This window comes from Pseudomonas putida, assembly GCF_026625125.1.
GTDB lineage: Bacteria > Pseudomonadota > Gammaproteobacteria > Pseudomonadales > Pseudomonadaceae > Aquipseudomonas > Aquipseudomonas putida_X.
Genome location: NZ_CP113097.1, coordinates 1,461,429 through 1,474,311 on the forward strand (window position 1 = coordinate 1,461,429; position 12,883 = coordinate 1,474,311).

7 protein-coding genes, 4 tRNA genes and 1 pseudogene are annotated in these 12,883 nt (G+C 63.3%); 7 read left to right on the forward strand and 5 right to left on the reverse strand.

Annotation, left to right across the window (positions count from 1 at the left end):
• The first annotated feature begins 10 nt into the window (after positions 1–10).
• Positions 11–1,312 (forward strand): SLC13 family permease, encoded by a 1,302-nt coding sequence (locus tag OSW16_RS06715; protein ID WP_267821761.1) that lies wholly within the window; start codon positions 11–13, stop codon positions 1,310–1,312.
• A gap of 66 nt (positions 1,313–1,378) precedes the next feature.
• Here OSW16_RS06715 and OSW16_RS27025 read toward each other — a convergent pair whose 3' ends face one another.
• Together OSW16_RS27025 and OSW16_RS27030 are read right to left on the reverse strand one after the other, a co-directional pair.
• The gene (locus OSW16_RS27025; RefSeq protein WP_372490476.1) at positions 1,379–2,242 is read right to left on the reverse strand and encodes a methyl-accepting chemotaxis protein; all 864 of its coding nucleotides are present in this window, start codon (positions 2,240–2,242) and stop codon (positions 1,379–1,381) included.
• Positions 2,243–2,281: 39 nt separating this feature from the next.
• Positions 2,282–3,367, reverse strand: a pseudogene (locus OSW16_RS27030) (methyl-accepting chemotaxis protein); the annotation flags it as partial.
• Positions 3,368–3,564: 197 nt separating this feature from the next.
• Between OSW16_RS27030 and OSW16_RS06725 the strand changes: the two are divergent.
• Positions 3,565–5,442, forward strand: a complete 1,878-nt coding sequence (locus OSW16_RS06725) for a 1-acyl-sn-glycerol-3-phosphate acyltransferase (protein WP_267821765.1) — start codon at positions 3,565–3,567, stop codon at positions 5,440–5,442.
• 10 nt (positions 5,443–5,452) lie between these two features.
• Here OSW16_RS06725 and sugE read toward each other — a convergent pair whose 3' ends face one another.
• Both sugE and rdgC read right to left on the reverse strand, forming a co-directional pair.
• Positions 5,453–5,770, reverse strand: coding sequence for a quaternary ammonium compound efflux SMR transporter SugE (gene sugE / locus OSW16_RS06730; protein ID WP_012313171.1), 318 nt, complete (start codon positions 5,768–5,770; stop codon positions 5,453–5,455).
• A 201-nt stretch (positions 5,771–5,971) separates the two neighbouring features.
• The gene (rdgC, locus tag OSW16_RS06735; protein ID WP_267821767.1) at positions 5,972–6,892 is read right to left on the reverse strand and encodes a recombination-associated protein RdgC; all 921 of its coding nucleotides are present in this window, start codon (positions 6,890–6,892) and stop codon (positions 5,972–5,974) included.
• Between the two features lie 216 nt (positions 6,893–7,108).
• Between rdgC and OSW16_RS06740 the strand changes: the two genes are divergently transcribed.
• From OSW16_RS06740 to OSW16_RS06755, 4 genes are all read left to right on the forward strand, one after another.
• A tRNA-Val gene (locus OSW16_RS06740) sits at positions 7,109–7,184 on the forward strand.
• Positions 7,185–7,197: 13 nt separating this feature from the next.
• Positions 7,198–7,274: transfer RNA gene (locus OSW16_RS06745), tRNA-Asp, on the forward strand.
• Between the two features lie 169 nt (positions 7,275–7,443).
• Positions 7,444–7,519, forward strand: a tRNA-Val gene (locus tag OSW16_RS06750).
• A gap of 13 nt (positions 7,520–7,532) precedes the next feature.
• Positions 7,533–7,609 (forward strand) — tRNA-Asp (locus OSW16_RS06755).
• Positions 7,610–7,697: 88 nt separating this feature from the next.
• Here OSW16_RS06755 and map read toward each other — a convergent pair.
• Positions 7,698–8,495, reverse strand: a complete 798-nt coding sequence (gene map, locus OSW16_RS06760) for a type I methionyl aminopeptidase (protein WP_267821769.1) — start codon at positions 8,493–8,495, stop codon at positions 7,698–7,700.
• 292 nt (positions 8,496–8,787) lie between these two features.
• On the opposite strand from map, the gene OSW16_RS06765 reads away from it, so the two are divergent.
• Positions 8,788–12,777, forward strand: a complete 3,990-nt coding sequence (locus tag OSW16_RS06765; RefSeq protein ID WP_267821771.1) for a bifunctional nitrate reductase/sulfite reductase flavoprotein subunit alpha — start codon at positions 8,788–8,790, stop codon at positions 12,775–12,777.
• Positions 12,778–12,883 lie beyond the last annotated feature (106 nt).

A 12,883-nucleotide genomic window follows, 5' to 3' on the forward strand; every position in this document is an offset into this window, starting at 1 on the left:
CACTCTCAACATGATGAGCATGCTAGTCGTCGCGGCCATCGTCGCCGCCGTGGCCCTCGGCTACAAGACCAAGATCAACATCGGCCTTTTCGCCATCGCCTTTGCCTATCTGATCGGTTGTTTCGGCATGGGCCTGAGCCCCTCGGAGGTCATCGGCCTGTGGCCTCTGAAGATCTTCTTCGTGATCTTCTCGGTCTGCCTGTTCTATAGCTTCGCCACCGTCAATGGCACCCTGGAGAAGCTGGCCGAGCACCTTATCTACCGCTGCCGCGCCGTGCCGCAGTTGCTGCCGTTCGCGGTGTTCTTCGCCGCCACCGTGATCGCCGCGATGGGGGCCGGGTATTACACCGTACTGGCGTTCATGGCGCCTATCACCCTGCTGCTGTGCGAGCGTACCCGCATGAGCCTGATCGTCGGCGGCATGGCCGTGAACTATGGCGCGCTCAGCGGGGCCAACTTCATGTCCAGCCAGAGCGGCATCATCTTCCGTGGGCTGATGACCAATGCCGGCGTGAGTGACAACCAGGCCTTCATCAATGCTGCCGGTATCTTCGTCAGCACCTTGGTCATCCCACTGCTGGTGATCGGAGTATTCGTCTTCCTTACCAGCCATGGGCGTGCGTTGAAGGCCTCTGTCGTTGCTGTCGAGGCGCCAGCGCCGCTCAACAACCAGCAGCGAACCACGTTGTGGCTGACTCTGGCGATGATGCTGATGGTGCTGGCTGCGCCTGTGGCCAGCATCGCCCTGCCGGGCAATGCCACGGTGGCGTTCATCAACGCCAAGGTGGATATCGGCCTGATCGCCAGCCTGTTCTCGGTGATTGCCCTGTTGCTGAAACTCGGTGACGAGCGCAAGGCCATGGCGACCGTGCCTTGGGGCACGCTGATCATGATCTGCGGTGTGGGCATGCTGATTTCCGTGGCGATCAAGGCCGGCACCATCGACATCCTCGCCTCCTGGATCGGCACCAGCATCCCGCCAATCATGGTGCCGGTCGTATTCGGTGCGGTGGCGGCATTCATGTCCATTTTCTCCAGCACCCTGGGCGTCGTGACGCCAGCCTTGTTCCCCATGGTGCTGCCAATTGCGCAGAACATGGGTATCGAGCCCATGATCCTGTTCATTGCCATTGTCGCGGGTGCTCAAGCCACCTCCATCTCGCCGTTCTCCTCCGGCGGCAGCCTGATTCTGGGTTCCTGCAGCAACGAGAAGAGCCGCATGTCGCTATTCCCGCAGTTGCTATTCAAGGCGGCGCCGATCGGTTTCGTGGCGGCGCTGGCGTTCAATGTGCTGCTGACCTTCGTGCTCTGACGTTCCAATGCATGAAAAAAAAACCGCAGCCTGGCTGCGGTTTTTTTGTGCCTGCGGTTGCGTTGACTAGAACCGGAACCGGCTGATCATCTGCTGCAACTGCCCACCCAGCCGCGCCAGTTCGACACTGGAGGCGGACGTCTGATGGCTGGCTTGCGCCGTCTGTTCGGAAATATCCCTCACCGTCACCACGCTACGGCTGATCTCTTCGGCCACCGCGCTCTGCTGCTCGGAAGCTGCGGCAATCTGCTGGTTCATCGATTGGATTCCCGAAACGCGCTGGGTTATGCCTTCCAGCGCCACCCCGGCTTCCCGCACCAGCGCCACGCTGCTCTGGGTCAGGCTCTGGCTTTCGTCCATCAGTTCGCTCACTGAACGGGTGCCTTCCTCCAGGCTACCGATGGCCGACTCGATCTCCAGGGTGGACGCCTGGGTGCGCTGCGCCAGGCTGCGCACTTCATCGGCCACTACGGCAAAGCCACGGCCAGCCTCGCCAGCGCGGGCCGCTTCGATCGCGGCATTGAGCGCCAGCAGGTTGGTCTGCTCGGCCACCGCCTTGATGACGTCCATCACCTTGCCGATACGCTGGCTCTCGTTGCGTAGTGCGCCCATGGCTTGGCCAGTGGCGTCTACCTGGTTGGCCAGCCGGCCGATCTGCGCGACGGCGCGGTTGACCACGCGGTCGCCTTCGCGCGCTTCTTCGTCCGTGGCACTGGCAGCCTGCGAGGCCTCACCGGCGTTGCGCGCCACTTCGTGTACGGTGGCGGCCATTTCCTGCATGGCCGTGGCAACCTGATCCGTTTCAACTTTCTGGCTGCTGGCGCCAGCACTGGTCTGCTCGGTGATCGCCGACAGTTCTTCGGTGGCACTGGCAATCTGCGAAATACCGTCGCGCACCTGCGCGATCAGGTCGCGCAAGTTGCCGGTCATGCCCTGCAAGGCATTCTGCAACTGGCCGACTTCGTCGCGGCGGCGGCTGGGCGGTTGCTCGCTGAGGTCCCCGGCTGCAACTTGCTGCATGGCGCGCAAGGCCTGCTGCAGTGGAGCACTGATCTGGCGGGCGATGATGAGCGCGGCGAAGACGCCCATGAGCAGCGCCAGCAGCGTGGTGAAGATCTGCAGGTTCTTGGCGAACTGGCTGTCGTTGACCACCGACAGTGCCTGGGCGTCGAGCAAATCACCGATCAGGCCTGTGAGCGTGTCGATGTCACTGGCCATGGCGTTGCGGCGCTCGATCAGCGTGTTCACTTCACCCCGGTACGCTTCGACCGCGTCGGCATAGGCACGAACCTGTTGGTTCAGGGTGCTGAACTGTGCGTCGAAATCGCCATTGAAACGCGCCACCAGGCCAGGCAGGTCGTTCACCGTGGTGGCGATCTGTGCGTTCATCAGTTTTTCGGTGTCGGCGTTGGTGTTACCGGTGTAGCCGCGTACGTGGTAGCGGAGCAGGATCAGGTTCTCGCGGATCTGATTGATCGCTTCGCCGCGGACAACGCGTTGCTCGGCGTCGGGCAGCGCGCGTACCTGGGTGCGGATCGTTTCGATGCTGGCGAACGATCGGGTGGCGAGGGCGCCCATTTCCTTCTGTGCCGCCCGCATTTTCTGGTACGACTGGAAGCTCTGTGCCTGGTTGGCAGCATACCCTGCAAGGGTCTGCTCGGCCTTGTCGAGCAGCGCCAGGTTCTGGGGCTTGACCAATGTCCCACGCAGTTTCGCCAGCGGCGTCTTGAACGCGTCAAGCGCATCCTGCAACGCCTTGGCCTGGTCTTCTGCGCCATTGGCCATGGCATGGCTCAAGCGCGCCTCACGCAGGTCGCCCAAGGCATCGTTGAGGCGCGCCACCGCACCGACCACCTCGCTGCGGCGCACCAGGCTGCCCATGCCTTCCCAGCTGATCAGCGACTGGAGCAAGGTCAGGCCCAGCACCAGGCCGAAACCGAGGAAGAGTTTGTGGGCGATCCTGAGATCGCCTATCCAGGTAAGCATGCTGCTGAGCTCCTTTTCTTGTGCGTTGGAGGAGACCGGAGGTCCATTCCTTCTGTTAGATACAGTCATCTATATGTTTAGTCGGCAGATGTAACAAAATCTGAACACCGATAGCAAGAAGATTGGCGTCAAAATGCCATCATTTGGGTGGCGGGCGGTCTACACGACGTAACTGGCTTGCCAGCAACAGGCTTTACCGTGCAGATTTGTGGCTTATTGCGGCCTGCGTGCCTCAAATGACTAAAGCCCCTCAGGGAACAAGGACGATGAGTCATTCCTCGCAATTCACCTTGCTCGGCAAGCGGCGCTTCCTGCCGTTTTTCATCACCCAGTCGCTGGGTGCCTTCAACGACAACCTGTTCAAGCAATCGCTGATCCTGGCCATCCTGTTCAAGCTCAGCCTTGGCGACGGGGACCGCTCGATCTGGGTCAACCTGTGCGCGTTGCTGTTCATCCTGCCGTTCTTCCTGTTTTCGGCGCTGGGCGGGCAGTTTGGCGAGAAGTTCGCCAAGGACGCGTTGATCCGTGCGATCAAGCTGGCCGAAATTGCCATCATGGCCATCGGGGCGCTCGGCTTCGTCAGCGACAGCCTGCTGCTGATGCTGGTGGCGCTGTTCGGCATGGGTACCCATTCGGCGCTGTTCGGCCCGGTGAAGTACTCGATCCTGCCCCAGGCCCTGCGTGAAGAAGAGTTGGTGGGCGGCAACGGCCTGGTGGAAATGGGCACCTTTCTCGCCATTCTCGCCGGCACCATCGGCGCCGGTGTGATGATGGCCAGCGACAGCTACGCCACCGTGGTGGCGGGCGGGGTAGTGGGTACCGCAGTGCTGGGCTACCTGGCCAGCCGCTGGATCCCGCGCGCGGCGGCCATATCACCGCAAATGGCGCTGGACTGGAACATCTTCAAGCAGTCGTGGGTGATCCTGCGCATGGGGCTGGGGCAACCGCCGGCGGTGTCGCGCTCCATCGTCGGCAACTCGTGGTTCTGGTTCGTCGGTGCCATCTACCTGACCCAGATCCCGGCCTATGCCAAGGACTGGCTGCACGGGGACGGCACGGTGGTGACCCTGGTACTGACACTGTTCTCGGTGGGTATCGCCCTGGGCTCGTTATTGTGCGAGCGGCTCAGTGGGCGCAAGGTCGAGATCGGCCTGGTGCCCTTCGGCTCTTTCGGCCTGACGCTGTTCGGGTTGCTTTGGTGGTGGCATTCCGGTGATGTGCCGGCCGGCGCAGCCCCCCACGATTGGCTGGCATTGCTGGGCCTGAGCCAGGCCTGGTGGATCCTGCTGTCGATCGTCGGGCTTGGGGTATTCGGTGGCTTCTATATAGTGCCGCTGTACGCGCTGATCCAGGCGCGTACCGCCGAGGACCAGCGCGCGCGCGTGATCGCCGCCAACAATATTCTCAATGCCTTGTTCATGGTGGTGTCGGCCATCCTCACCATCGTCCTGCTGGGCCTCGCGGACCTGAGCATTCCGCAGCTGTTCCTGGTGGTGTCGCTGCTCAACATCCTGGTCAACGCTTATATCTTCAAGATCGTGCCCGAGTTCACCATGCGCTTCTTGATCTGGCTGTTGAGCCACTCGATGTACCGGGTGGAGCACCGCGGGCTCGAGCGCATTCCCGACGAAGGCGCAGCGCTGCTGGTGTGCAACCATGTGTCATTCGTTGACGCGCTGCTGCTCGGCGGTGCCATCCGCCGCCCGATCCGGTTCGTGATGTACTACAGGATCTACAACCTGCCGGTGCTCAATTTCGTGTTCCGCACCGCCGGTGCCATCCCGATTGCCGGGCGCAATGAGGACCCGGCCATTTACGAGCGCGCATTCGCCCGTATCGCCGAGTACCTGTCGGCGGGGGAGGTGGTGTGCATTTTCCCGGAAGGCAAGCTGACCGGCGATGGCGAGATCGATGTGTTCCGCGGCGGTGTCAGCCGCATTCTGCAAGAAACCCCGGTGCCGGTGATTCCGTTGGCGCTGCAGGGGCTGTGGGGCAGCTTCTTCAGCCGCGACCCGGGCAAGGGGTTCTTCAAGCGCTTGTGGTCGCGGGTGACCATCGTCGCTGGCGCTTCCATCCCGGTGGAGGTGGCGCAGCCTGAGTTGCTGCGTGAGCAGGTCAGCCGCTTGCGCGGCGACCTGCGTTAGGCGTAGGCGGTCAGCTGGCGCTGACTTTCAGGCCGATCAGGCCGGTAACGATCAGCGCCACACTGACCAGCCGCACCAGGGCCATGGACTCACCGAACAGGATGATGCCGGCGATGACGGTGCCGACGGCACCCACGCCGGTCCAGATGGCATAGGCGGTGCCCAGCGGTAGCTCTTTCATGGCCAGGCCCAGCAGGCCGAGGCTGATGACCATTGCGCCGACGGTAAGCACGGTGGGAAGCGGGCGGGTGAAGCCGTCGGTGTATTTGAGGCCGACAGCCCAGCCGACTTCGAACAGGCCGGCGAAGAACAGGATGATCCAGGACATGAGTAAGTCTCCATCGTTTGACTGATGGGGCCGTCCCCGTAATGGTCACGCAGTGCGTCGTGAGGTCGTCCTCACAGAGGCCCTGATAATGCAGCTTCAAGCTTCAAGCTTCAAGCTTCAAGCAGTACGGCGGTGTATTGAGCACCGCCGTACTGCTTTTGATTTTTCTTGCAGCTTGCAGCTTACAGCTTGAGGCTGCCTTTAGACCCCTTGGGGGATCTCTTCGCCGCCGAGGGCTTCGAACAGCACCGGGAGGAATTCGCTGAAGGTCATCATCATCAGCTGGAAGCTGGCATCGAACTGCTGGGCCGCTTCATCGCCGCCATCCTGCTCGGCCTGCTCTTGCAGCAGCTCCTCGAACTTCAGGCGCTTGATCACCATCTTGTCGTCCAGCACGAACGACAGCTTGTCCTGCCAGGCCAGAGCCAGTTGCGTGACCACCTTGCCAGTGCTCAGGTGCAGCTGGATTTCCTCGCCAGTCAGGTCCTGGCGTTTGCAACGCACGATGCCGCCATCTTCGGCCGTGTCGCGCAGCTCGCATTCATCCAGCACATAGAAACCTTCGGCAGCCTGCTGCGACTTGACCCAGTCGGTCATGGTCGCGGTCGGTGCGATTTTTACCGTCGCCGGGCGCACCGGCAACGAACCCATCACCTCACGCAGCGTCGACAGCAGGTCTTCGGCGCGCTTGGCGCTCGCCGAGTTGACCAGGATCATGCCCAGGCGCGGGGCGATGGCGGCGAAGATCATCGAGCGGCGGATGAACGCCCGCGGCAGGAACGCCTGGATGATCTCGTCCTTGATCTGGTCGCGCTCCTTTTTATAGACCTTGCGCATCTGCTCGGTCTCGATCTCTTCGACCTTCTCCTTCACAGCATCGTTTACCACGCTGCTTGGCAGAATGCGTTCTTCCTTGCGCGCGGCAATCAGCAGGAACTCGCCGCTGACGTGCACCAGTGGGGCGTCTTCGCCCTTGCCGAACGGAGCGACGAAACCGTAAGTGGTCAGCTCCTGGCTAGCGCAGGGGCGGGCCGGCTTGCTGGCCAGGGCGGCCTCCAGTGCTTCAGCCTCGAATGGGACATCCTGGGTCAGGCGGTAGGTCAGCAGGTTCTTGAACCACATGAGGGTGAGTCTCTCCTTAATGCATAAGGGGGGCATTATTCTCCGTGCAGCCGTTCCAGGCCAGCCCTGTCATTGGGCCAGCAGCTATATAGGAAGAAAGAAACCCTGGACCGCGCTAGGTCTTTGAAAGGCCTGAACATTTTTTTTAGAAAAGTTGAAAAATGTGCTTGCCAGGGTGGCGGCCCATCCGTAGAATGCGCGCCACACCGAGACGAAGGGTGATTAGCTCAGCCGGGAGAGCATCTGCCTTACAAGCAGAGGGTCGGCGGTTCGATCCCGTCATCACCCACCACTCGATGTATAGCGCAGCGGTAGTTCAGTCGGTTAGAATACCGGCCTGTCACGCCGGGGGTCGCGGGTTCGAGTCCCGTCCGCTGCGCCATATTCCACTTCCAGGGCCCACTGAACACCCGGAAGTAACGAAGAAAGCGACCTTAGGGTCGCTTTTTTTGTGCCTGCTGTTTGGGGTTTCGATTTTTTTCAAAAAAAACAGCCCTACGGCTTGCCAGGCTTGCGCTTGCTCCGTAGAATGCGCGCCTCACCGAGACGAAGGGTGATTAGCTCAGCCGGGAGAGCATCTGCCTTACAAGCAGAGGGTCGGCGGTTCGATCCCGTCATCACCCACCACTCGTTGAATAGCGCAGCGGTAGTTCAGTCGGTTAGAATACCGGCCTGTCACGCCGGGGGTCGCGGGTTCGAGTCCCGTCCGCTGCGCCATATTCCACTTCCAGGGCCCACTGAACACCCGGAAGTCACAAAAAAAGCGACCTTAGGGTCGCTTTTTTTGTGTCTGTATCCCGTGCTTTCAACCCACGCGTTCTTCCTTGCGTAGCGTCAGCACCTCGACCCCATCCTCGGTCACCGCCACGGTATGCTCCCACTGCGCCGACAGCGTATGGTCGCGGGTAATCACCGTCCACCCGTCCTTCAAGGTCCGTGTGCCACGCCCGCCCTGGTTGATCATCGGCTCGATGGTAAACACCATGCCCGGTTTGAGCTTCATGCCCATGCCGCGCTGGCCGTAATGCAGCACCTCTGGCGCTTCGTGCATCTGCTGGCCAATGCCATGGCCGCAGTACTCGCGCACCACGCTGTAGCCCGCCGCTTCGGCATGGGCCTGGATGGCGTGGCCGATGTCGCCAAGCGTCGCCCCCGGGCGCACCTGCTCGATCCCCCTCCACAAAGCCTCATAGGTGGTGTCGACCAGGCGCCGTGCCTCATCGCTGATCGGGCCCAGGCAATACATCTTCGACGAGTCGGCGATGTAGCCGCCTTGTTCCAGCGTGATATCCACGTTGATGATCGACCCTTCACGCAATACCTCATCGGCCTTGGGCATGCCGTGGCAGACCACATGGTCCACCGAGGTATTGAGCGAGTAGGGGAAGCCGTACTGGCCCTTGCTCGCCGGGCGTGCCTTGAGGGTGTTGACGATGAAGGCCTCCGCGCGGTCGTTGATCTGCATCGTGGTCACGCCGGGGCGAATGAACGTGTCGAGGTCGGCGAATACCTGGGCCAGTAAACGGCCGGCGTTGCGCATCAGGTCGAGTTGAGCAGGGGTCTTGAGGATCACTTGTGACATGTGGGGGGCGCAGTAACTCATGCTGGGATTTGCCCCAGCATAGCGCCATGGGGCGTTGGGGTGCCACCGCATGGTGCGTTGCCCTGCTGGCCTTGCCTGCTCCCCCCGCGTTGAAATACCGGTGATCCTGCAGCGGCCGGCTTGCCGGCGACGGCGCGGCAGGGCTGGCCCGACAATTGCTCAAAGACCCCCATCAAGGCCGTCAACGTCGACTGCCTTCAACCCTTCACGACAAAGGCGCCGTGTTGCCCTCGCTTGCCAAGCAAGCCGGGGCAGCCGGCGCCTTTTGCGTTTGCACCAGGAGACCCGCCCCATGGCCAGCACCGAAGTACGCAGCGTCTGCCCCTATTGCGGCGTAGGCTGCGGCATCGTCATGAGCGTGGCCGATGGCAAGGTCAGCAAGATCAGCGGTGACAAGCAGCACCCGAGCAACTTCGGCCGTCTGTGCACCAAAGGTCTTACCGCGCACCTGCCCCTGACCGCCGCCGGGCGCATGGACAGTGCCTTTGTGCGCCAGCAACGCGACCATGAACCGGCGCGCAGCAGCATGGACCAGGCCATCGCCCAGGCTGCCGAGCGCCTGCGCGGCATCATCGACCAGCACGGCCCGGACGCCGTAGCGCTTTACGTTTCCGGGCAGATGTCACTGGAAGCCCAGTACCTGGCCAACAAACTGGCCAAGGGCTTTATCCGCACCCGTCATATCGAGTCCAATTCACGCCTGTGCATGGCCAGCGCCGGCAGCGGCTACAAACTCTCGCTGGGAGCCGATGGCCCGCCCGGGAGCTACCAGGACTTCGAGCGTGCCGAGGTGTTCCTGGTGCTGGGTGCCAACATGGCCGACTGCCACCCGATCCTCTTCCTGCGCCTGCTCGACCGGATCAAGGCGGGGGCGAAGCTGATCGTGGTCGACCCACGCCGCACCGCCACCGCCGACAAGGCCGACCTGTTCCTGCAAGTGCGCCCCGGTAGCGACCTGGCACTGCTCAACGGCCTGTTGCATCTGCTGCACCGCAATGGCCAGACCAACCCCGACTTCATCGCTCGCCACACCGAGGGCTGGGAGGCGCTGCCGGCCTTCCTCGACGACTACACACCTGAGCGCGTCGCCGCCATCACCGGCCTTGCAGAAGATGATATCCGCCAGGCTGCCGCATGGATCGGCAGTGCAGGGGAGTGGATGAGCTGCTGGACCATGGGCCTGAACCAGAGCGTGCACGGCACCTGGCATACCAACGCAATCTGCAACCTGCACCTGGCCACCGGCGCCATCTGCCGCCCCGGCAGCGGGCCGTTCTCGCTGACCGGCCAGCCCAATGCCATGGGTGGCCGCGAGATGGGGTACATGGGGCCGGGGCTGCCGGGCCAACGCTCGGCGCTGGTCGACACCGACCGTAGTTTTGTCGAAGCGCAATGGGGCCTGGCACCCGGCAGCCTGCGGGCAGAAAGCGGCGAGGGCACGGTAGCCCTGTTCGAGCAGATGAAAACCGGCGAAGTGAAAGCCTGCTGGATCATCTGCAGCAACCCGGTGGCCAGCGTCGCCAACCGCCAGCAGGTGATCGATGGCCTGCGCCAGGCGCAGCTTGTGATCACCCAGGATGCCTTTCTCGACACCGAAACCAACCCATACGCCGACATTCTTCTGCCCGCCGCACTCTGGGCTGAAGGCGAGGGTGTGATGATCAATAGCGAACGCAACCTCACACTGATGCCTCGCGCCGTGCCGGCACCGGGCCAGAGCTTGCCGGACTGGCAGATCATCGCCCGGGTCGCCTGTGCCATGGGGTACGCCGAAGCCTTCGACTACGCCGACGCTGAAGCGGTGTACGACGAAATCCGTCGCTTCTACAACCCGCTCACCGGTTACGACCTGCGTGGGGTGGGCTACCCGCAACTGCGCGACAAGCCGCACCAGTGGCCTTGCCCGCCCGGCCGCGTGGACGACCGCAGCCCGGTGCGTTACATCGAGGACGGCGCATGCGCTGCCCCGGTGTTCCCCACCGCCAGTGGCAAGGCCCGCTTCTTCGCCCGGCCCTGGCTGCCCGCGCCGGAGCTGCCCGACGCCGACTACCCACTGGTGCTCAATACCGGGCGCGTGCAACACCAATGGCACACCCTGACCAAGACCGGCAAGGTGCCGGCCCTGAACAGGCTGGAGCCCGGCCCCTTCGTCGAGCTGCATCCCGAGGATGCCGCCCGGCTGGGCATCCAGGGTCGGGACCAGGTGGCGATCCGCTCGCGGCGGGGCCAGGCCGTGCTGCCGGCGCGTGTCAGCGACCGGGTCATGCCGGGCAATTGCTTCGCGCCGTTCCATTGGAACGATGTGATCGGCGAGCAACTGGCAATCAATGCCGTGACCTGCGATGCGGTCGATCCGCTGTCGCTGCAGCCTGCCCTCAAGCACTGCGCCGTGGCCCTCGAGCGGGTTGCTGGAGAACGCATCGATGCCCTGGACCTTGGCACCACCACCCATGCACCGGAGCCTGCCCGTATGCCGACCGCGATCCTCTCTCGCCTGCTTGGTCTGGACACCCTCCCAGCCCCCGTACTGGCCGAAGACGAACGCCATTACCTGCAGGGCTTTCTGCTCGGCCTGGACCAGGCGCGAGCCGAAGGGGTTCCCCGTTTGCCGGCCAGTGCGCCCTTGGCGGCCTCGCGCCGGTCGTTCGTGGATGGGCTGCTGGCCGGCCTGTACGCCCAGCAGCCGGCAGCAGCGGCGCTGCTCCCCGCCACGGCCCGGCATCAGGTGCTGTGGGCCTCGCAAACCGGCAACGGCGAGGCGCTGGCCGAGCGCTGCGCAGAGCGTTTGCGCGGCGCAGGGCTGCAGGTGCAGCTCAGTTGCATGGAGGCGATCAGCCCAAGCCAGTTGCAAGGCGCGGCGAGTGTGCTGCTGATTGCCAGCACCTTTGGCGATGGTGATGCGCCGGACAGCGCCACCGGGTTCTGGCGGGCGCTGCAAAGCGAGGAGGGCGCCCACTGCGCTGAGCTGCCTTATGCGGTGCTGGCCCTTGGCGACTCCAGTTACGCCCAGTTCTGCGGCTTTGGTCGCAAGCTCGATCAGCGCCTGGCCGAACTTGGGGGGCGCCGCCTGCTGCCGCGGGTCGACTGTGAACCGGATTTCGATGAGGCCTTTGCCACTTGGCTCGACGCGCTGTTGCCCCAGCTGGGCAGCGCTGCCGTGGCGCGCCCGGTCAACCACGCCGCCGCCGCTGCGCCGTACAGCAAGCAACGGCCGTGGGCGGCGACGCTGCTGGAAAACACCCTGCTCAGTGGCCCCGGTTCAAGCAAGGAAACCCGCCAGCTGGTGTTCGAGCTTCCCGGCAGCGGCTTCACCTACGCGGTGGGCGATGCGCTGGGCGTGTGGCCCCGCAACTGCCCGGCGCTGGTGGAGGAGCTGCTGGCGCTCATGCAGCAGGACGGCCAGGCCCTGGTCGAACTCAAGGGCCAGCCGCCCATGCCGTTGGCCCAGGCCTTGGCGTCGCACCTGGAAATTGCCAGGGTCACCCCTCAGCAACTGCAGGTCTTCAGCCAGCAGGCTGAAGACCTCCGGCACCTGTTGCAGCCTGAGCGCACGGCAGCCCTGCAGGATTGGCTATGGGGCCGGCAGTTGGCCGACGTGCTGCGCGCGTTTCCACAAGACCTGCCGTTGGCAACCTGGCTCGAGTTGCTCAAACCCTTGCAACCGCGCCTGTACTCGATCAGTTCCAGCCCATTGGCCCACCCCGGCCAGGTGCATCTGACCGTCTCTACCGTGCGTTATGGCCAGCGAAAAGGGGTGAGTTCGAGCTTCCTCGCTGACCGGGGGCAGGCTGTGAAAGTGGCGATCTTTCCCCAGGCATCCCGGCATTTCCACCTGCCTGAAGACGATGACGTGCCGCTGATCATGGTTGGTCCCGGTACAGGCATCGCGCCGTTTCGTGCGTTTCTCGAAGAGCGCGAGGCGCGGGGGGCAAAAGGGCATAACTGGCTGTTCTTCGGCGAGCAATGTGCAGCCACCGATTTTTACTACCAGGCGCAGTTGCAGGCCTGGCAGGCCAGCGGCCACCTGCGCCTGGATACCGCGTTCTCCCGCGATCAGGCAGAAAAGATCTATGTGCAGCAGCGGATGCGTGAGCAGGGTGCGCAGGTGTGGCAGTGGCTGGAGGCGGGGGCCTACTTCTATGTGTGCGGTGATGCTCAGCGCATGGCCAAGGATGTGGATGCAGTGCTGCGCGAGATCATTGCCGAGCACGGTGGTGTGGATGCCGATGCCTACATGCAGGCCTTGAGCAAGGCCAGGCGTTATCGCCGGGATGTGTATTGAAGTGCTCCAGGATGGGGAGCAGTGCACCTTGAGTGGGCGTGGTTCGGGTTGGCTCAAAGGTCGGTAAGCCGGCTTTCACGCCTGCAGCACAGGGCCAAATGACAGC